The sequence below is a fragment of the Porphyrobacter sp. TH134 genome (assembly GCF_002855495.1).
Lineage (GTDB): Bacteria > Pseudomonadota > Alphaproteobacteria > Sphingomonadales > Sphingomonadaceae > Erythrobacter.
The window spans coordinates 20,024-40,735 of record NZ_PKRO01000002.1 but is presented as its reverse complement, the minus strand read 5'-3'; the positions used below and the strand labels follow the sequence as shown (position 1 = coordinate 40,735).

Annotated in this window: 23 protein-coding genes; 11 read left to right on the top strand and 12 right to left on the bottom strand. The window is 66.2% G+C overall.

Annotation, left to right across the window (positions count from 1 at the left end):
• The first annotated feature begins 99 nt into the window (after nt 1–99).
• Together C0V72_RS01245 and C0V72_RS01240 are read left to right on the top strand one after the other, a co-directional pair.
• Nucleotides 100–1,329: a sensor histidine kinase gene (locus C0V72_RS01245; protein ID WP_101791538.1), complete on the top strand. Its 1,230-nt coding sequence runs from the start codon at nt 100–102 to the stop codon at nt 1,327–1,329.
• Nucleotides 1,322–2,077: a LytR/AlgR family response regulator transcription factor gene (locus C0V72_RS01240; protein WP_101791403.1), complete on the top strand. Its 756-nt coding sequence runs from the start codon at nt 1,322–1,324 to the stop codon at nt 2,075–2,077. Before C0V72_RS01245 ends, C0V72_RS01240 begins: the two co-directional genes overlap by 8 nt.
• 128 nt (nt 2,078–2,205) lie before the next feature.
• On the opposite strand, the gene C0V72_RS01235 is transcribed toward C0V72_RS01240, so the two are convergent.
• Entirely contained in the window at nt 2,206–2,529 is a 324-nt protein-coding gene (locus C0V72_RS01235; protein WP_172438862.1) for a UrcA family protein, read from the bottom strand.
• A 186-nt stretch (nt 2,530–2,715) separates the two neighbouring features.
• Here C0V72_RS01235 and C0V72_RS01230 point away from each other — a divergent pair, with 186 nt between their 5' ends.
• The 3 genes from C0V72_RS01230 (at nt 2,716) to C0V72_RS01220 (ending at nt 4,121) form a co-directional block, all read left to right on the top strand.
• Complete coding sequence (locus tag C0V72_RS01230; RefSeq protein WP_233999722.1) at nt 2,716–3,030, top strand: hypothetical protein; 315 nt, start codon at nt 2,716–2,718, stop codon at nt 3,028–3,030.
• A gap of 7 nt (nt 3,031–3,037) precedes the next feature.
• Entirely contained in the window at nt 3,038–3,799 is a 762-nt protein-coding gene (locus C0V72_RS01225) for a metallophosphoesterase family protein (RefSeq protein ID WP_101791400.1), read from the top strand.
• Between the two features lie 124 nt (nt 3,800–3,923).
• Nucleotides 3,924–4,121, top strand: a complete 198-nt coding sequence (locus C0V72_RS01220; protein WP_101791399.1) for a hypothetical protein — start codon at nt 3,924–3,926, stop codon at nt 4,119–4,121.
• A gap of 124 nt (nt 4,122–4,245) precedes the next feature.
• Here C0V72_RS01220 and rpsI read toward each other — a convergent pair whose 3' ends face one another.
• The 4 genes from rpsI to C0V72_RS01200 all read right to left on the bottom strand — a co-directional run bounded on the left by rpsI (nt 4,246) and on the right by C0V72_RS01200 (nt 6,790).
• Nucleotides 4,246–4,761: a 30S ribosomal protein S9 gene (gene rpsI, locus C0V72_RS01215; RefSeq protein ID WP_101791398.1), complete on the bottom strand. Its 516-nt coding sequence runs from the start codon at nt 4,759–4,761 to the stop codon at nt 4,246–4,248.
• Complete coding sequence (gene rplM / locus C0V72_RS01210) at nt 4,761–5,240, bottom strand: 50S ribosomal protein L13 (protein ID WP_101791397.1); 480 nt, start codon at nt 5,238–5,240, stop codon at nt 4,761–4,763. The genes rpsI and rplM overlap by 1 nt, the downstream gene beginning before the upstream one ends.
• 156 nt (nt 5,241–5,396) lie before the next feature.
• Nucleotides 5,397–5,717: a divalent-cation tolerance protein CutA gene (cutA, locus tag C0V72_RS01205; protein ID WP_101791396.1), complete on the bottom strand. Its 321-nt coding sequence runs from the start codon at nt 5,715–5,717 to the stop codon at nt 5,397–5,399.
• A complete protein-coding gene (locus C0V72_RS01200; RefSeq protein WP_101791395.1) occupies nt 5,717–6,790 on the bottom strand; it encodes a COX15/CtaA family protein in 1,074 nt (357 codons plus the stop codon). The genes cutA and C0V72_RS01200 overlap by 1 nt, the downstream gene beginning before the upstream one ends.
• A gap of 261 nt (nt 6,791–7,051) precedes the next feature.
• Between C0V72_RS01200 and C0V72_RS01195 the strand changes: the two genes are divergently transcribed.
• The 4 genes from C0V72_RS01195 to C0V72_RS01180 all read left to right on the top strand — a co-directional run bounded on the left by C0V72_RS01195 (nt 7,052) and on the right by C0V72_RS01180 (nt 9,194).
• A complete protein-coding gene (locus C0V72_RS01195) occupies nt 7,052–7,336 on the top strand; it encodes a MerC domain-containing protein (RefSeq protein ID WP_442792539.1) in 285 nt (94 codons plus the stop codon).
• A gap of 51 nt (nt 7,337–7,387) precedes the next feature.
• Complete coding sequence (gene thiS, locus C0V72_RS01190) at nt 7,388–8,365, top strand: sulfur carrier protein ThiS (RefSeq protein WP_101791537.1); 978 nt, start codon at nt 7,388–7,390, stop codon at nt 8,363–8,365.
• 69 nt (nt 8,366–8,434) lie between these two features.
• Nucleotides 8,435–8,947, top strand: coding sequence for a hypothetical protein (locus C0V72_RS01185; protein ID WP_101791393.1), 513 nt, complete (start codon nt 8,435–8,437; stop codon nt 8,945–8,947).
• Nucleotides 8,948–8,960: 13 nt separating this feature from the next.
• On the top strand, nt 8,961–9,194 hold the full coding sequence (locus C0V72_RS01180) for a ribbon-helix-helix domain-containing protein (protein ID WP_101791392.1): 234 nt from the start codon (nt 8,961–8,963) through the stop codon (nt 9,192–9,194).
• Between the two features lie 97 nt (nt 9,195–9,291).
• Here C0V72_RS01180 and murA read toward each other — a convergent pair whose 3' ends face one another.
• Entirely contained in the window at nt 9,292–10,572 is a 1,281-nt protein-coding gene (gene murA / locus C0V72_RS01175; RefSeq protein ID WP_101791391.1) for a UDP-N-acetylglucosamine 1-carboxyvinyltransferase, read from the bottom strand.
• Between the two features lie 138 nt (nt 10,573–10,710).
• On the opposite strand from murA, the gene C0V72_RS01170 reads away from it, so the two are divergent.
• Entirely contained in the window at nt 10,711–11,589 is an 879-nt protein-coding gene (locus C0V72_RS01170; RefSeq protein ID WP_101791390.1) for a UTP--glucose-1-phosphate uridylyltransferase, read from the top strand.
• A 3-nt stretch (nt 11,590–11,592) separates the two neighbouring features.
• Here the strand turns inward: C0V72_RS01170 and C0V72_RS01165 are convergent, their stop codons facing one another.
• From C0V72_RS01165 to glnE, 6 genes are all read right to left on the bottom strand, one after another.
• Nucleotides 11,593–12,897 carry a cytochrome P450 gene (locus tag C0V72_RS01165; RefSeq protein WP_101791389.1) on the bottom strand — a complete coding sequence of 435 codons (1,305 nt, stop codon included), beginning with the start codon at nt 12,895–12,897 and terminating at the stop codon, nt 11,593–11,595.
• Nucleotides 12,894–14,441, bottom strand: a complete 1,548-nt coding sequence (locus tag C0V72_RS01160; RefSeq protein WP_101791388.1) for an acyl-CoA synthetase — start codon at nt 14,439–14,441, stop codon at nt 12,894–12,896. The genes C0V72_RS01165 and C0V72_RS01160 overlap by 4 nt, the downstream gene beginning before the upstream one ends.
• A 242-nt stretch (nt 14,442–14,683) precedes the next feature.
• Entirely contained in the window at nt 14,684–15,427 is a 744-nt protein-coding gene (locus C0V72_RS01155; protein WP_101791387.1) for a M23 family metallopeptidase, read from the bottom strand.
• A 110-nt stretch (nt 15,428–15,537) separates the two neighbouring features.
• On the bottom strand, nt 15,538–16,329 hold the full coding sequence (locus tag C0V72_RS01150) for a ferritin-like domain-containing protein (RefSeq protein WP_101791386.1): 792 nt from the start codon (nt 16,327–16,329) through the stop codon (nt 15,538–15,540).
• 9 nt (nt 16,330–16,338) lie between these two features.
• Nucleotides 16,339–16,812 carry a peroxiredoxin gene (locus C0V72_RS01145; protein WP_101791385.1) on the bottom strand — a complete coding sequence of 158 codons (474 nt, stop codon included), beginning with the start codon at nt 16,810–16,812 and terminating at the stop codon, nt 16,339–16,341.
• A complete protein-coding gene (gene glnE, locus C0V72_RS01140; protein WP_101791384.1) occupies nt 16,809–19,568 on the bottom strand; it encodes a bifunctional [glutamate--ammonia ligase]-adenylyl-L-tyrosine phosphorylase/[glutamate--ammonia-ligase] adenylyltransferase in 2,760 nt (919 codons plus the stop codon). The genes C0V72_RS01145 and glnE overlap by 4 nt, the downstream gene beginning before the upstream one ends.
• Nucleotides 19,569–19,719: 151 nt before the next feature.
• Between glnE and C0V72_RS01135 the strand changes: the two genes are divergently transcribed.
• Nucleotides 19,720–20,700, top strand: a complete 981-nt coding sequence (locus C0V72_RS01135; protein ID WP_101791383.1) for an agmatine deiminase family protein — start codon at nt 19,720–19,722, stop codon at nt 20,698–20,700.
• Nucleotides 20,701–20,712 lie beyond the last annotated feature (12 nt).

Sequence of the window (20,712 nt, the reverse complement as noted above, 5' to 3'; positions counted from 1 at the left end):
GGCGTTCATATTTCGACCAAGGTCCGACCCTGCCCGACGACATGCGCCCCCGCCGGTAGCCATTGCCCGGGCGGGGCGTTATCGCTTTTGGGCATAATGATGAACGATCCGACGAACGCCGTTGCCCCGGCCGATCCCGCAGTCACCGTGTCTTTCCGCACGGTGCTGTTTTCGATGGTGGTGCTGTGGGCGACCTATTTCATCCTCACCACGGTGCGCAGCCTGGTGATGGATTTCGGCCTGCAGTTCGAGCTTGGCTGGCGGCGGTTGCTGGTCACCGTCGCGGGCATCGCGCTGACGATGGTGCTGTGGCTGCTGCTGCGATTGTTCGATAACCGTCCGCTGTGGCTCAAGATCTCCGCCGCGATCGTGCTGGCCCTGCCCGTTGCGGTCGGTATCGGGCAGGTCAATTACATCGTGTTCAAGGACATGGAGTTCGCGCAGCGTCAGGCCTATGCCGAACGCTACAATCTCAATCTGCGGCGCGATGAAAGCGGCAACTTCTTCATCGATCTGCCCGCCCGCAGCGGCGGCGCGCCGACAGATTCGCAAAGCGTGCTGATCGAACAGGCTGAAACCTCGGGCGATTTCTGGCGCAAGCTGCTCGACGTGGCGCTGGGGCGGTATTTTCTGCTGCTGGCCTGGGCCTCCACCTATTTTGCGCTGCTGGCCGGCGTCCAGGCCCGCGCCTCGCAGCGCCGCGAGGAACAGTTCCGGTCTGCCGCCAAGGCCGCCGAATTGCTCAGCTTGCGCTATCAGGTGAACCCGCATTTCCTGTTCAACACCCTGAATTCCCTGTCAGCGCTGGTGATGACCGGCAAGGCTGACCGGGCCGAGCGCATGATCCAGACGATCAGCCGCTTCTACCGCCACAGCCTCGCCACCGAACCCACCGCCGATGTGTCCCTGCGCGACGAGTTCGATCTGCAAAAGCTCTATCTCGATATCGAAGCGGTGCGGTTTCCGACCCGGCTGGTGTGCGTGTTTGATCTGCCCGACGATCTGGCGGAAGCGCGCGTGCCCGGGATGATCCTGCAACCGCTGGTGGAAAATTCGGTGAAATATGCCGTTTCCCCGGTGTCGCGCAAAGTGACGATCACGGTGGCCGCGCGCGAGGAGTTTGACCGGCTGGTCATCACCGTCAGCGATGATGGCCCGGGCGTGCCGCCGGGAACGCCGCATGGCTTCGGCATCGGCCTTGCCAATGTGCGCGACCGGCTGGAGGCGCGCTTTGGCGCCGATATCGGCTTTGTCTCCGGCCCGGTACCGGGTGGCTATCGCACCGAAATCCGCATTCCACTGACCAAGATGATGGCCCGCCATGACTGATAATCCTTCGGAAACCGCCGCCCTCAGAACGCTGATCGTCGATGACGAACCGCTTGCGGTGGAACGCGTGCAGGTGATCTGTGCCGAGATTCCCACGGTGCGCGTGGTCGGAACGGCAAGCGATGGCGCCGCTGCGCTGCGGCTGGCGGAAAAGCTTGAGCCCGATCTGGTGCTGCTCGACATGACCATGCCCGAACTGGACGGGCTGGGCGTCGCGCGCCACTTTGCCGCGCAGCCGCAGGCGCCAGTGGTGATCTTCGTGACCGCGCATGATCATTTCGCGGTCGAAGCCTTTGATCTGGAGGCGGTGGATTATGTCCTCAAACCCGTCTCTGCCGACCGGCTGGCGCGCGCCATTGATCGCGCGGTCGCTCGGCGCGGCACGCGACGGCAAAAGGCGAGCCGCTATCTCGACGAGCTGTGGGTGCCGCACCGGTCCGAGCTGCTGCGGATCGCGGTGAGCGAAGTTCATCAGATCGATGCCGAGCGCGATTATGTCCGCCTGCATGTCGGCGGGCCCGAGGGCGGGCGATCCTATCTGCTGCTCCAGACGATCGCGGGTCTGGAAGAACGGCTCGATCCCGAACAGTTCATTCGCATCCACCGGTCGACCATCTTGCGCCGCGATCATATCCGCGGGCTGCGCCATGATGGCCTGGGCGTCTGGTCGGCCGAGCTGGTCAATGGCGAGGCGCTGCGGATCGGACGCACCTATCTCGCGCGCGTGAAGGGCATGGCGGGACGGTGAGGCGGGGCGGGTGGTGTGCGCCACCGAAGGTAGCTGCTCAAAAAAACGGCCCGAACCCCAGGGACTCGGAGGGTTCGGGCCGAAACGTCTGCGCCGCTAGCCAGGCGCAGAGCGAGAGCTTGCGCGGTTCAGCCGCCGCGCTGCTCATTCGCGATCAGGGCAGCGACCTGCCGTTTGGCATCTGTGCGGGCCTTGGCGAGGCAGGCCATCGCATCGCGCGACATCAGGCGTGTTCCGGTGTTCGGGTTGGTGGTGCGGCACACACCGCGCACGGCCTTGGCGACCCTTTGATCCAGCACCTTCTGGCCTGCGGCTGTGCCAAGATCGAGATCGCCGGTCTTGACCGTGATTTTCGTGGTCTGCCTTTCGCTCGCCAGCGCAGGGCTGACAGCGATGCTGGCAAGGCCGAACGCGGCGAGCGCGTGGGTGAACGGTTTTGCGATATTTTTCATCGGCATATCCTCCATGATGCAGGGGCCTGAGATCGGGCGGGGGTCCGATCCGGGGGGTGTCAGGCACCCTGCTGAACTCTGTGATAGGCGCCTGCGGCCGCATCATCATGCGCGCTTCGATCAACCCGCTCGCGCTGCTCGACCGGCGCGGCGACCGGATGACCAACGGCGGGGATCCGGCGACAAATGCCGGTTTCCAATCGACCGGCGCAGCGCCATATTGCCGGGATGAACTGGGCCACGCTGCTGATCTTTGTGCTGGGCATCGCCAATTTCGCGGTGGGCCGCGCGGTGTTTGACAATGGCCACCCGTTATTGGTGCGCCTGCCGCCCCGCAGCCAGACACTGGGCCGGCGCGCCGCTTTGGTGTCCGAATTTGCGGTGCTGTTCTTTGCGCTGCTGCTGTCGGTCGAAGGCTGGCCGGGTTACGCCTTCGCCTATGCGCTTTATACCGCGGTCAACGCCGGGGCGGCCTGGCTGATCCTGAGCGGGCGGGTATAAGGCCGCGATGCCGACCCGCCTGTTCCATATCAGCGATGTCCATTTCGGCACGGAAGACCGCGCCGCGCTGGATGCGGTCGCCGCCGCTGTCGCTGCCGAGCGTCCGGCCGCCGTCGTGTGCACCGGCGATCTCACCCAGCGGGCCAAGCATTCGGAATATGCAGCGGCGCGGGCATGGTTTGCCGCGCTCGGCGTGCCGGTGGTGCTCGAACCGGGCAATCACGACATGCCCTATTACAACCCGTGGGAGCGGTTTACCGATCCCTTCCGCCGGTTCGAAAGCTTGCGGGCGGCGGTAAGCGGCGGGTTCGAATCGCCCGATGTCGTGCTGGTGCCGCTGCGCACCACGGTGCGCGCGCAGACCCGCATCCCGTGGTCGGACGGCGTGGTGAAGCCTGCCGCGCTGCGGGCGACCCTGTCCGCGCTGGCCGCGCTCAAGGGTGATCCGCGCACCATCATCGTGATCGCGCATCACCCCTTGCTCGGCCCGGAAGGGGGCAAGCACAATCCGACCATCGGCGGTGACGCCGCCTTTGCCGAGCTGGCCGCAGCGGGCGCGCATGCGGTGATCTCGGGCCATGTCCACGTACCGTTTGACGAGGTGCGCCGCAGTGGCGGGCAAGCGATGCGCACGGTCGGCACCGGCACCCTGTCCACCCGTCTGCGTCATGAGGCACCGGCCAGCTGGCGGGTGATCGATTGCGATCCCGGCGGCGTGATCGACACGCATCTGCGGCTGATCGGGTCGGGCACGCCCCCGCTCAGCTGACCCGGTAATCTGACTCGGTAATCTGACCGGGCCTTGGCTTAACCGTTTCTCTACTGCCCGCTTTAGGAGTTTATTCGGCATACCCTGCCCGAAGACGTCAGGTTGCGTCAGGGGGGGAATGGCTATGGATGTGATCAAGGCCCTGACATTTGGCGCGATCCTGTCGGCCACGATTGCGCTGGTGATCGGATCGCAGGGCACGGCTGGCGGCGCCTTGGCGATCCATCTGGTGCCGATCGCCGAAGCCAAGCTCTATTGGTCCTGGCCGGTGTTTCTGTCGGGTAGCGGGATCGCGTTCGGGATTATGCTGTTGCAACGCTGAGGCCGCCCGGGCCGGCCAAAAAGAAGCGGGCCAAAGGAAAGGGCGGCTCCCTTGCGGGGCCGCCCTTTGCTGTATTCGATAAGATGGAGCCTTAGCGCTTCGAGAACTGCCCCCAGAAGCGCGATTAGCGCTTCGAGAACTGGAAGCTGCGGCGGGCCTTGGCCTTGCCGTACTTCTTGCGCTCGACCACGCGGCTGTCGCGGGTGAGGAAGCCTTCGGCCTTCACCGCGCTGCGCAGTTCAGGCTCGTACTTGCTCAATGCCTGGGCGATGCCGTGCTTTACGGCGCCGGCCTGGCCCGACAACCCGCCACCGCGCACGGTGCAGATCACGTCATACTGACCGGTGCGGTCGGTAATGGTGAAGGGCTGGTTGATCACCAGACGCAGGGTCGGACGCGCGAAGTAGGTTTCCTGATCGCGGCCATTGATGGTGATCTTGCCGGTGCCGGGCTTGACCCACACGCGGGCAACCGCATCCTTGCGGCGGCCGGTGGCGTAGGAACGGCCCTGCGCGTCGATTTCGCGGTCGCGCAGCGGGGCTGCGACGCGGGCGATTTCGGCAGCGTCGCCCTGCGGCACGCCAGCGGCGATGTCCTTCAGATCGGCGAGATCCGAGACGGTCGTGGTTTCATCAGTCATTATGCAACGACCTTGTTCTTGCGGTTCATGGAAGCGACGTCGAGCACCTGCGGCTTCTGGCCGTCATGCGGGTGCTCGGTGCCGACATACAGGTGCAGCGCGCGCATCTGGTCACGGCCCAGCGGACCGCGCGGAATCATGCGCTCAACCGCCTTTTCCAGCACGCGCTCGGGGAACTTGCCGCCCAGCACCTTGGCCGGGGTGGTTTCCTTGATCCCGCCGGGGTGGCCGGTGTGCTTGTAGTAGATCTTGTCGGTGGACTTGTTGCCGGTGAACTTCACCTTTTCGACGTTGATGACGATCACATGATCGCCGCAATCGACGTGCGGGGTGTAGCTCGGCTTGGTCTTGCCGCGCAGGATGTTGGCGATGATCGAGGCCAAACGACCGACGACGAGACCGTCGGCGTCGATGATGTGCCAGTTCTTTTCGACCTCGGCCGGTTTGATCGACCGGGTCTGCTTGCTGAGTGCCTTCATGGCATGTGTCCTTGGTTCAAAAATGTCTTCCAGAACAGATCCGGAAGAATCGCCCTGCCAGCCAGTCGGCCGGACGGGGAAGCGCGCCGCAAATGTCGCCGGGGGGCCTCAAAGTCAAGCAAAAGCGCCGTTTTGCGGTGTGGTAAAATAATACCGCTAGTGTGGAATGGTGGTCGCAACCCATGCGGCGGTTGCCGGATGGGCGGCATCGGCGTGCCAGCCGATGATGGCGGGCGTATCATAGGGATGCAGCGCGCCGAGCTGGGCGACGACCGTGTCCAGCTGCTGCGCGGTGGTCTTGAACAGTACGCCGACCTCGCTCCCCGCGGCGCGGGCGCCGTCCCAGATGAAGCGGCTTTCCATGGTGCCGAGGATATTGGCGCAGGCGATCAGCCGTGCATCCAGCAAGGCATCGGCAGCGCTGCGGGCGCTCTCGGCGTCGGGAAACGGGCACCAGACCAGCGCCGCGCCGGACATTACGCCGCCCGCTGCCCAGCGCCCAGACTGTGCATGGCCCGCACTGTCGCGATGACCGTCAGCGCGCCCACCAACTGATGCGCCGCCGCAATCCACAGCGATACGCCGCTCATCACGGTGGCGATGCCCAGCAGCACCATCGTGCCAAAGGCGGCGTTGAGGGCGACGGCGGCAAAGCGGTCCGCCGGGCGCACCCCCCGCGCGAGCCACACCAGCGCTGCCACCGCCACAAAGGCCCACCAGCGGTGGAGGAATTGCAGCAGGAAGGGATCATGGGTCAGCGTCCACAGCGCGCCTTGCGACCAATCGACCTCGGGCACCAGCCGGCCGTTCATCAGCGGCCAGTCATTGGCGGTCAGGCCCGCGTTCAGCCCCGCTACCCATGCGCCGAGCAGCAATTGCACGAACAAGACAAAGGCCACCACCGCCGCGCCTGCGGTCAGCGGTGCCGGGCGCGTGGCGGGATCGGCCGCCAGCCGCCGCAGATCGCGCGCTGTCCACACCAGGCCTGCCAGCAGGAACAACGCCGTCAGCAGGTGAGCGGACAGGCGGAAGTGGCTCACATCGGTCAGATCGGTGTTGCCGACGCCGGATGACACCATATACCACCCCAGTGCGCCCTGCCCCAGGATTAGCGTGAACATCGCCGCCAGCCGCCAGCCATAGCCCGCCGGAATCGCCCTGCGCACCGCGAAGACGATCAGCGGCAAGAGATACGCCAGCCCGATCACACGGCCCAGAATGCGGTGGAACCATTCCCAGAAGAAGATGAACTGGAACGCCGCCAGATCCATCCCTGCCGGGCCGCTTTCCATCCGATATTCGGCGGTCGCCTGGTATTTGGCGAATTCTGCCGCCCAGGCGCTTTGGGTGAGGGGCGGGAGGATGCCGCTCACCACGTTCCATTCGGTGATCGACAGCCCGCTTTCGGTCAGCCGCGTGATCCCGCCCACCAGCACGATCCCCACAACCATGACAGCAAGCACTTCAAGCCAGCGCGCCACCGCCAGCGGCCTGGCGCGGGTGTGCGGGGTGGGTTGGAACAGAACCGAGACAGAGGCGGATGTTGCCATAGTGGCTCGCTCTTTGTGCCGCAGTACGCGCGAGTGCAAGCCTGTTTGCCGCAAGCCGGGGTGCGGGCGTTGCAAGATCAGGCGGGCCAGACCGGGTGCGCAAATCTTCCTTGCGCAATGTAACAATATCACATAGGGGCTGAGACAGTAATGACCCCAAATGCTCTCCCTCCTGCGAGTCGGACCTCGCTGCGCCGCCGACTCGATCAGCTCGGGATTGGGCTGGCGGGGCTTTGCGCCCTGCATTGTCTGGCGACATTGGTGGTCATCTCTGCGCTTGGCGTGGGCGGCCACTTCCTGTTTGACGAGAATATCCACCGCATCGGCCTGCTGCTGGCGTTGATCGTCGCAGCGGTGGCAATCGGCTGGGGCCTGCTGCGGCACGGCCGGATGCTGCCCTTTGCGGTTGCGCTGGGCGGGCTGGCGCTGATGGCGGGTGCATTGATCGTGCCGCACGGCGCGAACGAGTTTGTGCTGACGCTGGCGGGGGTCGGATTGGTGTCCATCGGCCACCTGCTCAACCTGCGCGCCGCGCGCTCGGAATAGCTGCCAAACTCACAGGTTGCAGCCTCGGCGGGAGCGCCTATGTCCGCTGCCATGACCAAGAGCATCACTTTGAACGGCGCGCCCCACCGCTCCGCCGCCGCCACTATCGCTGACCTCGTGCGCGAGCTGGAACTGACGCCCGCAAAGGTTGCGGTGGAACGCAATGGCGAAATCGTGCCGCGCTCGACGCTGGAAGAGGCCCCGCTGGCTGAGGGCGATACGCTGGAAATCGTGCATTTCGTGGGCGGGGGCGATCATGCGGGCGATACGTGGAGCGTTGCGGGCCGCACCTTCCGCAGCCGGCTGATCGTGGGCACGGGCAAGTACAAGAGCTTCGAGCAGAACGCCGCCGCGGTGGAAGCCAGCGGTGCGGAGATCGTCACGGTCGCGGTGCGGCGCGTGAATATCTCCGATCCCAAGGCGCCGATGCTGACCGATTTCATCGACCCCAAGAAAATCACCTACCTGCCCAACACCGCGGGCTGCTTCACCGGCGAGGATGCGGTGCGCACCCTGCGGCTGGCGCGCGAGGCGGGGGGCTGGGATCTGGTCAAACTGGAAGTGCTGGGCGAGGCGCGCACACTCTATCCCGATATGCGCGAAACGCTGAAGGCGACCGAGGTGCTGGCCAAGGAAGGCTTCCTGCCGATGGTCTATTGCGCCGACGATCCGATTGCCGCGAAGCAGCTGGAAGACGCAGGCGCGGTCGCGATCATGCCGCTGGGCGCGCCGATCGGGTCGGGCCTCGGCATCCAGAATCAGGTGATGATCCGCCTGATCGTGGAAGGCGCCAAGGTGCCGGTGCTGGTCGATGCGGGCGTCGGCACGGCATCCGATGCGGCGGTGGGCATGGAACTGGGCTGCGACGGCATCCTGATGAACACTGCTATCGCCGAAGCGAAAGACCCGATCCGCATGGCCCGCGCGATGAAACTGGCGGTGGAGGCCGGGCGCGAAGCTTATCTGGCGGGCCGGATGGCGCGGCGGATGTATGCCGACCCCAGCTCGCCCCTCGCCGGGTTGATTTAGGTTAAAACTACATAACCCTAAATTAACCATGGCGTGAGACGTTCTCCTTGTCTGAAGGAGACACGCGCCATGATGATGCCGATTGCCGAAATGCGGGAATTTGCCGGGTTCGCCCCGGCCGAACAGCGTTACATCAAGCGCAGTCTCGACATCGGCCTCGCCCGCACCGACGCCTTCCGGCGCTGGGGTCGCAGCGAGCATGAAAACACGGCGATCCGCCGCCAATATGTCGCCTATCAGGATCTGAAGTCCCTGCGCGCGCTGATCCCGCAGGACGGCACGGCCTATGAGGTGGAACGCTTCCTGGGCAAGCTGGTGCGCCTCGCCGCTTTCGATCTGGAACAGGAGCGGCTGGGGTGTTTTTCGGCCTTCCGCTTTCTGTATGAACGCCTGCTCGGTGCGCGGGCGCGGCCCTATCTGCCTGCCGCCTTCTGCGCGGCTGCCGCCTTGCCCTCGATCCGCCCCGAACGCCGCAAGTTGCTGCTGCAATCCTTAAGCGAAGCCGCCGCCACCGCGCCCGGCTGGTCGGAGCGCGAGCCGGTGTTCCTGCCCGAATATGTGGACGACTTCGAAGCGGCCTAATAGTTACGCAGGGATGGAGACGCTCTCCCCCTATCACCCCCCGGTCAAACGCTCGCTCAGTATCGCGGGCCACCAGACCTCGATCAGCCTGGAACCGCTGTTCTGGGAGATGCTGAAGGCCGCCGCCGTGCGTGAGGGGCTGGCCGTGGCCGCACTCGTTGCGCGCATCGATGCCGAGCGGATCAGGTCGCCGACACCCCCGGGGCTGGCAAGCGCGATCCGGGTATGGCTGGTGGTGAATGCCTGATTCTCGTCATTGCGAGGCCGAAGGCCGCGGCAATCCAGGGGGTGTGCAGAACCGCTCTGGATTGCTTCGCTGCGCTCGCAATGACGAGGATAGGACGTCAATCGTCCACCCGCTCGATATCCGCGCCGACGAGCTGGAGCTTCTCCTCCAGCCGCTCATACCCCCGGTCGAGGTGGTAGAGGCGGCGCACGGTCGTTTCGCCCTCGGCGGCGAGGGCGGCGATGACGAGGCTCATCGACGCGCGCAGGTCGGTCGCCATGACTTCGGCGCCGGTCAGGTGCTGGACGCCCTTGACGATGGCGGTGCGGCCCTCGGTGGTGATGTCCGCGCCCATGCGTGCCAGTTCGGGCACGTGCATGAAGCGGTTTTCGAAGATCGTTTCCTTCAGCACGCTCGCGCCTTCGGCCTTGCACAACAGCGCCATCAGCTGGGCCTGCATGTCGGTGGCAAGGCCGGGATAGGGCGCGGTGGTGAGGTTGGTGGCTTTCAGCGCGCCGCCCGCCTTCACCGTCACGCTCTTGGCGTCCGAGGTGACGTCGCAGCCAATGGCTTGCAGCGCGTGGATGGTTGCCAGCATGTCATCGGCCTTGGCACCTTCCAGCCGCACTTCGCCGCCGGTGATTGCGGCAGCGCAGGCATAGGAGCCCGCCTCGATCCGGTCGGGCATCACGCGGTAGGTCGCGCCGTGCAGGCGCTTCACGCCGTGGATGGTGAGCGTTGAGGTGCCGATCCCCTCGATCTCCGCGCCCATTGCCACCAGCATGTTGCACAGGTCGACGATTTCCGGCTCGCGCGCGGCGTTGAACAGCCGGCTGGTGCCGTTCGCCAGCACCGCGGCCATCAGCGCATTCTCGGTCGCGCCGACGCTGACAACGGGGAAATCGAAATCACCGCCCGGCATCCCGCCATCGGGCTGGATCGCGCGGACATAGCCTGCGGCCAGCTCGATCTGCGCGCCGAAGGCTTCGAGCGCTTTCAGGTGCAGGTCGATCGGGCGGTTCCCGATCGCACAGCCGCCGGGCATCGACACGGTCGCCTCGCCGCTGCGGGCCAGCATCGGGCCGAGCACCAGAATGCTCGCACGCATCTTCCTGACGAGGTCATAGGGTGCGACATTGGAGGTGATCCGCGTCGCTTCCATGCTCATCACCCGTCCGAAATCTTCGGGCCGCGTGCCTTGAATCACCGTCGTGACACCAAACTGGTTCATCAGGTGCTGGAACCCGTCGATATCCGCGAGCCGCGGCAGGTTGCGCAGCGTCAGCGGTTCTTCGGTCAGCAGCGCACAGGGGATCAGCGTCAGCGCCGCGTTCTTGGCGCCGGAGATCGGGATGGTGCCGGAAAGGCGGTTGCCGCCGCGAATGATCAGTTTGTCCATGTTTCATGCCTTAGCGAAAAGTGCTTTTGGTGCAACTCACCGCCGCAACGCTGCGATCAAGCATTGACCTTGGCAAGGCCGCGCGGCACGGGACCGCCGGGGTCCGGTGTTTTCGATTTGAACCAGTAAGGGTGCGCAATGTCTCCCAGGCCGATCCGCAAAGCCGTGTTCCCCGTTGCCGGTCTCGGCACCCGGTTTCTCCCTGCGACCAAGGTCGTCCCCAAGGAATTGCTGCCGGTGGTGGACCGGCCCCTGATCCAATACGCGGTGGACGAAGCGCGCGAGGCGGGGATCGAGCAGATGATCTTCGTGACCGGCCGGGGAAAGAGCGGGATCGTCGAACATTTCGACATCGCCTTCGAACTCGAACAGACGATGGCGGAGCGCGGCAAGGATCTGTCGGTGCTGGAATGCACTCGCGCCGTCCCCGGCGATGTCATCGCGGTGCGCCAGCAGGTGCCGCTGGGCCTCGGCCATGCGATCTGGTGCGCCCGCGCGATCGTGGGGGACGAGCCGTTTGCGATCTTCCTCCCCGACGAACTGATGGTCGCGCGTGAAGGCGGCAGCGGGTGCATGAAGCAGATGGTCGAGGCGTATGAACAGGTCGGCGGCAATCTTATCAGCGTGCTGGAAGTGCCGATGGCGCAGGTCTCCAGCTATGGTGTGATCGATCCGGGCGCGGCACATGGCGCGCTGACCGAAGTGCGCGGACTGGTGGAAAAGCCCGCCGTGGCCGACGCGCCGTCCAACAAGATCGTCTCGGGCCGCTACATTCTCCAGCCCGAGGTGATGCGGGTGCTGGAACATCAAGGCAAGGGCGCGGGCGGCGAAATCCAGCTGACCGATGCGATGGCCAAGATGATCGGCCAGCAGCCGTTCCATGCCGTCACCTTCGATGGTGCGCGCTATGATTGCGGCAGCAAGGTCGGCTTCGTCGAGGCGACGCTGGCGATTGCACTCGCCCGGCCCGACATGGGCGATGCGGTGCGGGCGATTGCGCTGGATTTGCTGAAATAGCGCCTAGGCCGGCGTTACCTTCAGCGGCAGGGTCTTGAGCCCCCCGACGAACGTGCTGCTGGCGCGCTTCGCCTCTCCCGCCGGTTCCACCGCCGCGACCCGGTCGAGGATGGCTTCGAACAGGATCTTCATCTCCAGCCGCGCCAGATGCAGGCCGAGGCACTGGTGCGCGCCTGCGCCAAATGCGAGGTGCCGGTTGGGGGAACGCGCGGCGTCGAAGCGGCGCGGGTCGGGGAACTGCGCGGGGTCGTGGTTGGCGGCGACATAGTTGATCATCAGCCAGTCGCCCTGCTTGATCGCCTGCCCGCCCAGCTCGCAATCCTCCGCCGCGGTGCGCATGAAGTGCTGCACCGGGCTGGTCCAGCGGATCGCTTCTTCAACGATGCCGGGCAGCAGCGAACGGTCGGCGCGGACGCGGGCGTATTGTTCAGGGTCGCCCGCCAGCGCCTGCATCGCGCCTGCCGTGCTGGCGCTGGTGGTGTCGTGCCCGGCGGTGGCGACGATGATGTAGTAACCCGCCATGTCACGCGGCGGGAGCGGCTCGCCGTCCACCGTGGCGTTGGCGATGACGCTGGCGACATCGTCGGTGGGGTTCTTCCGGCGATCGTCGGCGAGAGCGGCGAAGTAATCCTCGAAGGTCTTCACCGCGCCCGCGACGATCTGGACGACCTGTTCCGGCGTCATCTGGTCCATGCCGCTGCCCGACAGGTCCTTGTCCTGCCCGCCGAACAATTGCTGGGTGAGCATCTGCATCCGGAATTCATCCTCAGGCGGCACCCCGAGGATCTGCATCACGACGCGCAAGGGGTAGGGGCCGGAGACCTCCTTCACGAAGTCCACTTCCCCGCCCGAATCCTTCGACTGCTCCAGCATCCGGTCCACCGTGCGGGCGGCGAGCGCGCGCAGCTCACCCTCCAGCCGGGCGAGGTTCCTCGGCATGAACCATTCCTGCGTCAGCTTGCGGTATTTCGGGTGGATCGGCGCGTCGAAGACCACCAGCGAATCGACCAGCATGTTCGATCCGGTGGCGGCGCGGCTGAATTCGATCGCCTGGTTGAAGCTGAACACTACCGGGCGCGGGTTGTTGAGGAAGGCGGTGTTGTCCTTCGAGATGCGCATCACATCGTCATAGGACGTTACCAGCCAGAACGGTTCGAACAGCCCCGGCGTATCGGGTTGCACCTTGGCGACCGGGGTGCTGGCCCGGATGGCATCGAAGGTGTCGAGCAGCCCATCCCATTGGGCATAGGCCTGCGGATCGATGACCTTGCGGGCGACGTCACCCGAAAGCACCGCCTCCCCGCTCATGCGGCCGCTTCTTTCGCCTTGGCCGCATATTCATCGCGCAATTCGCGCTTGTAGAGCTTGCCATTGGCCTCGCGCGGCAGATCGGGGCGGAAGTCGAAAAGCTTGGGCATCTTGATCTTGGAGAGACTAGCGCTGAGGAAATCGCGCAATTCTGCCTCCAGCGCTGGGCCTGCATCCGCCATATCCTTGGGCTGCACCACCGCGACCACCTTCTCGCCCAGATCGGGGCAGGGCGCGCCGATCACCGCGGCGTCCATCACCTTGGGGTGGGTGACGAGCAGGTTCTCGATCTCCTGCGGGTAGATATTCACCCCGCCGCTGATGATCATGTGGCTCTTGCGGTCGGTCAGGAACAGGAAGCCGTCCTTGTCCAGGTGGCCGATGTCGCCCAGCGTCATCCAGCCCTTGGGGTGCATGGCCTCGGCGGTCTTGGCGGCGTCGTTGTGATAGGTGGGCAGGTTGACGTTCTCGAAGAAGATCAGGCCATCCTGATCCGGCCCCAGCTCCTCGCCTTCCGGCCCGCAAACATGGACCTTGCCATGCACCGCGACGCCGACCGTGCCGGGCTTCATCAGCCAGTGTTCGGACTTGACCAGCGTCATCCCGATCATCTCGGAGCCGGCGTAGTATTCATTCACGATCGGCCCCCACCATTCGATCATCGCGCGCTTGATCGGCACCGGACAGGGCGCGGCAGCGTGGATCGCGCGCTGGTGGCTGGAGAGGTCATAGCGGCTGCGCACGGCGGGATCGAGCTTGAGGAAGCGCACGAAATGGGTCGGCACCCACTGGCTGTCGGTCACCTTGTAGCGTTCGATCGCCTTCAGCGCCTCTTCGGGATCGAACTTCTCCATCATCACCACGGTGCCGCCCAGCCGGTGGACGATCGAACACCAGCCGATCGGCGCGGCATGATACAGCGGGGCGGGCGAGAGGTAGATCATCGAGCCATCGGCGGGCATCCCCATCCCCATCGTGGCGAGGCCCAGCAGCGGCACGGGCGCGGCGGGATCGGGATCTTCGGGGGGGGCGGGGCGGATGCCCTTGGGCCGCCCGGTGGTGCCGCTGGAATAGAGCATCAGCAAGCCGGCGCTCTGATTCGGGATCGGCGTAGGCGGCTGGGCGGCGAGCGCGGCGGCGAAATCTTCTGCGCCGCCTGCATCCATCTTCAGCACCGTCAACCCGGGGCATTCCTCGCGGATGTCACCCAGGATCGCGTCGAAATAGCCGCTGGTGATCAGCAACGTCGCCTGCGCATCGCGGATGATATAGGCGGCCTCGGGCGCGGTCAGGCGGCTGGAGATTGGCACCAGCATCGTGCCTGCGCGCTGCGATCCCCAGATGAGGGTGAAATATTCGATCCGGTTTTCCAGCAGGACCGCAAAGGCATCGCCTGCCCCAATGCCGTGGGCGCGCAGCAGGTGGGCAAAGCGGTTCGATTCGGCTTCCATTTCGCCATAGGTCATCTGCTGGCCCGATCCGGTCATGATGACGGCAGGATGATCGGGGCGGGTCGCGGCGTGCGCGATCGGATGCATCGACATGTGTTCTCTCTCCCTTGCCACCCCCGCTTTGAAGCGCGGCATGGCCTGAAGAGGAAATTACGCGAGGCGTGCAGCCCCGCAAGCAAAAACGGTATCGGAAATGCTACTGATTGCGCAGGCCGGTTGGTGCGGGCTCTGGGACGCGGGCGGCAGGCGAAAAAAAGGCGGCGGGTAAACCCGCCGCCGATGATCGGACACCCTCTCCAATGTCCGGCCCGTTTGCACGGGCAAACTCGTGAAGCTTACTCGCCGCCGCCTTGACCGGTAAGGCGAGCATCGCGGGCATAGGCCAGCTGTGCTTCGCTCTCTACCATATACGGAATCGGATTGACTGCAAGCCCGTCGACACGGACTTCATAATGCAGGTGCGGGCCGGTCGAACGGCCGGTCGATCCGACATAGCCGATGAGGTCGCCCTTCTTCACATTATCGCCCGCCGCAACCGCGAGGCGCGACAGGTGGGCATAACGCGTTTCCATCGACGCGCCGTGGTTGATGCTGATGTACAGGCCGTAGCTGGAATACCAGTCGGCCCGGCCGATGATGCCGTCAGCCGTGGCATAGACCGGGGTGCCGGTCGGTGCGGCCAGATCGATCCCGGCGTGGGCGCGGCGGCCGCCGAGCACCGGGTGGTTGCGCATCCCGAAGCCGCTGGTCAGCTGCGCGCCTTCGAGCGGCATGCGCGACGGCACGGAAATGCCGCGCTGGCGGATCGGGGACGAATAGGCCGTGCCCATATCGCCGGTGCCGACATTGGGGGACGTGCGTTCGATCGCGGTCCAGCTGGCAAACAGCGATTTGAAGCGGGTGTCACCATCATCGACCACGCCTTCGTTTTGCGCGTCGCGCACCGGCTGGGTCATGTCGGCGCTGCTGGTGGCGGCGGAATTCGCGGTGTTGGCGAAAGCCGGAGCGGCGGCGGAAACCATAAACGCGGCGCCGGCTGATACAGCGAGCTTGACCACGTAGCGCACGGCAAATTTCATACTGACCCGGTTCCCGATTGCGGCCCGCCATTTTTGCGGCGGCACCGTTGGAGTAATCCGGCACGTCGTTCGCGCGCCTTGTGTTGAAAGCTTGTTATCCGGGTGAGTCGTTAATGCGCAATCTCTGCATAGAATCCGCGCGACAAACCGGCTGCAAGACGCGCTGAGTCGTTGAACGGTGGCTTAATGGCCCCGCGGAAGTGCTGTTTTACGAGGGCTTGCCAAAGGGATTCGGGCTCTGCCTGCATCATTTCGGCACAGCGCAGAAAGTGCTTGGTGCCAACGCCCACGTGGCGAATTTCGTCGTCAAGGATGCGGGCAAGGATTTTTGCGCCGCCCGCATCGCCGCTCGCCTGCACCCGTTCCAGCGTGGCCGGCGTCACATCCAGCCCGCGCGCTTCCAGCACCATCGGCACCACGGCGAGGCGCGCGGCGACATCGTGGCGCGTGGCATGGGCCGCCTCCCACAGCCCGGCGTGCGCGGGCAGCGCGCCGTAGTGGCTGCCGAGCTGTTCCAGTTTGCGCGCCAGCAGCGCAAAATGCATCGCCTCGTCCGCGGCTACGGCGAGGAAATCGTCCACGAAAGCGCGGCCCATGGCCCCGCCAAACCGCCCCGCCATGTCGAGCGCGAGGTCGATCGCGACGAATTCGATATGGGCAAGGCTGTGCCACAAGGCGATTCGCCCGCGCTCGCTCCCGCCCTTGCCGCGCTTGGGCATCTGGCTGGGTGCGCGCAATTCGGGCGCGGCGGGCCAGGCCGGTTGGTCGGGCATGGCGAGATCGAAGTCCCACGCCAGCACGCCCTTGCGCCAGTCGCGCGCCACCTGACGGGCGGCAAAGCACTTGGCGCGCGGATCGGCCGTCAGCAGCGCGGCGCGGATAGCGCGGGCGAGGGTGGTCATGGGCCTGTGTTAGAGCGCTTTAGCTGCCGCCAGCACCTCTTCGGCGTGCCCGGCCACTTTCACCTTGTCCCAGATGCGCGCGATCTTGCCGTCGGCACCCACCAGATAGGTCGCGCGGACCATGCCCATGTAGGTCTTGCCGTACATCTGCTTTTCCGCCCACACGCCGAGCGCATCGGACAGCCCGCCTTCTTCCGCATCGCTCGCCAGCGGGGCGGTAAGGCCATGCTTGGCGATGAACTTCGCGTGCTTTTTCGCCGGGTCCTTGCTGACCCCGAGCAGCTTGGTCCCCGCCGCCGCGAAATCAGCCTGCAAGGCGGAGAAATCCTTGTTCTCGGTGGTGCAGCCGGGGGTATCGTCCTTGGGGTAGAAGAAGATCACCAGCTTGCTGCCTGCAAAGTCCGATGGCTTCACGCTTCCGCCTTCGGGGGTTTCCATGGCGATATCGGGGATGGCGTCACCGACGCCGGGAAAGTTGCTCATGCGGGGTTCTCCTGTTCGGTAGCGAGAATGTCTGTGCCCAGAATTTGTTTCCACGCCTGCGCGACCTGCCGGCGAGCGGCGGCAAAGGCTTCGAGCAGCGTGTCGTAACTTTCGCATCCGCAGGCCCGCGCCAGCGCCCGCGCGCCAGAGGGTGGGGGTTCGCGGCCATCGGGGGCGAGCAAGCGCCCGGCAACCAGCATCCGGCTCATCAGCGCGTGCGGTACGGCCAGATCGGCCGGGATCAGGCCAGCCTCGGCCAAACCTGCTAGCGCCGCCGCCAGATCGGGGTCGAGCGCCTGGGGTGCCGCCTCGGCCAGCGGGCGTCCATCAGCCGCCTGCCCGCGCAGTTGCAGATAGTGGACAAGAAACTCGATATCGACCAGCCCGCCGCGCGCCAGCTTGGCATCGATCGGGCCAGAGCCGGGCTTGTGCCTGGCCATCTCGGCACGCATCCCGAGCACCGCATCGCGCAGCGCCGCCCGGTCGCGCGGGGCGTGCAGCACTTCGGCGAGCACCGCCTCCAGCTCGCTACGCGCCTCGGGCGAACCATACAGCACCCGCGCGCGAGCGAGGGCCATATGCTCCCACGTCCACGCCGCCTCGCGCTGGTACTTGCCAAAGCCTTCGCAGCTGACCGCCAGTGGCCCCTGATTGCCTTGCGGGCGCAGCCGCGTGTCGACCTCGTACAGCGCGCCTTGCGCGGTCGGCACCGAAAGCGCCGCGCTGACCCGGCTGGCTAGGCGGTTGTAATAGACCGTCGCCCCCAGGGGCCGCGTCCCATCCGACTGCGCGGTGAAATCGCCGGTGAACAGGTAGACGATATCGAGATCGCTCGCGTGGGTCAGTGCCCCCCCGCCCAGCCGCCCGAGGCCGAGGATCAGCAGCTCGCTGCCGGCGATCCGCCCATGCTTGGCCGCAAACTCCTCCACCGTCGCCTCGGCGGCGAGTTGCAGCGCGGCCTCGGCCGTGCGCGACAGGGCGCTGGCGATGGCGAGCGGGTCGGCCAGCCCTTCGATCAGCTGAATACCCAGCGCAAAGCGGATCTCGCCGGTGATGATGCGGATCGCGTCCAGCAGCGCCTCGTAATCGCCGCGCACCGCCGCCCCGCGCATCCGCGCCATGATCGCGCCTGTCTCGCCCGGCAGGTCGAGCGCGTCCTTGTCGATCAGGGTGTCGAGCAGTTCGGGCTTGCGCGCCAGCTCGTCGGACAGCACCGGGGCAAGGGTGAGCGCCGCCACCAGCCGCTGGATGAGGTCGGGCCGTGCATCCAGCAGGCGGAAGGTGGCGATCAGGCTCGGCACGCTTTCGATGATGCGTTCCCAGCGGGTGATCGCGCGCGGCGGATCGTCGCTTTGGGCCATCGCTTCGAGTAGCGCCGGGGCAATCCGGTCCCAGGCGGCAATGGCCTGCGGGGTGCGGATCGCGACATGGCGCCCATCGCGCCAAGTCTCGATGCGTTCGGCCAGCGTATCAGGCTCGGCAAAGCCCCATTCGCCCAGCTGCCGGGTCAGGGCACTGACCGGCATGGCGACCGGCACGGCCACGGTTTCGGGCTGGCCGATCAGCTCTTCGTAAATCCGCGCCGTGCGGGCGGTGATGGCGGTCAGTTCCGCAACCAGCGCCGCGCCGTCGCTGAGGCCATCGAGCTGCGCGACATTATCGAGCGCCGCGCCCTCGGGAAGCGCGTGGGTTTGGCGGTCGTTCACCATCTGCAAGCGGTGTTCGATCTGGCGCAGGCGGTCATAGGCCTCGCCCAGCGTGAGGGCGTTTTCGGGCGGAATCCACCCGGCGGCGGCCAGCGCGTCAAGGCCGGCGCGCGTGCCTCTTACCCTGAGCGAGGTATCGCGCCCGCCGTGGATCAGCTGGTGGGTCTGGGCGTAGAACTCGATCTCGCGGATGCCGCCGCGCCCGCGTTTGACATCGAAACCGGGGCCGGGGGCGACGGGGCCGGAATGGCTGTCGCGGATGCGCTGGGTCAGCGCGCGGATTTCCTCCACCGCGCCGAAATCGAGCTGCCCGCGCCACACGAAGGGGCGGATCTGCGCGAGAAAATTCTCGCCCGCCGCGATGTCCCCGGCGGCGGCGCGCGCGCGGGTGAAGGCCGCCCGCTCCCACGCCAGCGCCGCGCCCTGATAATGCGCCAGCGCCGATCCCACCGGCACGCACAGGGGATTGACCTCGCTCGCCGGGCGCAGCCGCAGGTCGACCCGCAGCGCATAACCATCGGCGGTGTTCGACGCGAGCAGCGCGACAATCCGCCGGGCATAGCGTTGGGCCGCATCGCCCGGATCGTCGGCCGGCCGCCGCGGCAGGCGATCCCGGTCGAACAGCAGGATCGGATCAATGTCGGACGAATAGTTCAATTCGCCCGCGCCCTGCTTGCCCAGCGCCAGCGCGATAAAGCCATCGGCGCTGTCGGCGTCGCAGCGCTCGGCAATCGCGGTGCGGATGGCGCAGTCCAGCGCGCGGTCGGCATAGGCGGTGAGTTCGCCCACCACCTGCGGCAGGGCGAAGGCGCCCGCCAGATCGCCCACCGCCAACGCCGCCGCCAGCGCCAGCCGTTCACGCCGCAGTGCCACCTCGGCGTCGGGATGCCCGCCTTGCGCCCGCACCCATGCCAGCGCGGCAGCGCCATCCCCTGCGGCAAGCAATGCTGCCAGATCGGGCTGACGTTCCAGCGCCCGCGCCAGAAACGGCGCATGGGTGCGGGCGCGGCGGAGTGCGTTGTCCCAATCTGGCGTGGCTGTGTCTCCCATCGCCCATCTCTCTGGCCCCCCGGCGCTGCGGCTGCAAGAGGGGTGCTTGTTGCCCTACCGCTGCGCTGCTTGAGGGAGTTTTTGTTGCCCTACCGCTCCGCTGCTTGAGGGCGTGCTTGCGCGTGGCCCTACCCTCTGCGATGGGGCCGCCATGACGATGATCATGCCTCCCGAATGGGCGCCGCAGGACTGGCTGTGGATCGGTTTCCCGCATCTGGCCGAGGAATGGCCCGGCTGGCTGGAACCCGCGCAGGTGCAGATGGCCGCCTTTGCCAGCGCCGTGGCAGAGAGTGGGCAGCCCGTGCGCCTGCTCGTGCGCGACGAGGCCAACGAGGCCCGCGCCCGCGCGCTGGTCAGCAGCAAGGTCACGCTGGAACGCCGCGTCTATGGCGATGTCTGGCTGCGTGACACCGGGCCGCTGGTGGTGTCGGAGGGCCAGGAGCGGATCGCGCGGCGGTTCGGCTTCAACGGCTGGGGCGGCAAGTACCTGATGCCGGGCGATCAGGAGATCGGTGCGGAGTTGGCCCGCGATGCAGGGCTGGCCGTGACGCATACGCCGATGATCCTCGAAGGCGGGGCGGTGGATGGTGACGGCACCGGGCTGGTGGCGACGACCGAACAATGCCTGCTCAATCCCAACCGCAACCCGCATCTGACCCGGGCCGAGATCGAGGCAGAGCTTGCCGCGCAGCTGGGCTTTACCCGCGTGCTGTGGTTGGGCGATGGGCTCATCAACGATCACACCGATGGCCATGTCGATAACCTTGCGCGGTTCGTCGGCCCCAATCGGCTGGTGGTGCCCGAGGCAACCGGCACCGCCGATCCCAACGCCGCGATCTACGCCGATGCGGCAGCGCGCGCTGCGGCGGCGGGGGTCGAGGTGGTCCGCATCCCCTCGCCCGGCCTGCTCACCCGTGACGGGGTGGTCGAACCGGCGAGCTATGTGAACTTTGCCATCACCAGCCATCTGGTGGTGGTGCCGACCTTCGGCAGCCCCCACGATGCCGACGGGGTCGCTGCCATCGCCGCGCTGTTCCCTGACCGTGACACGATCGGTCTGCCGGGAGAGGCGGTGCAGGCCGGCGGCGGGGGTTTCCACTGCGCCAGCCAGCAGATGCCGTCAGCGATTTAACGCTTCGTTAGG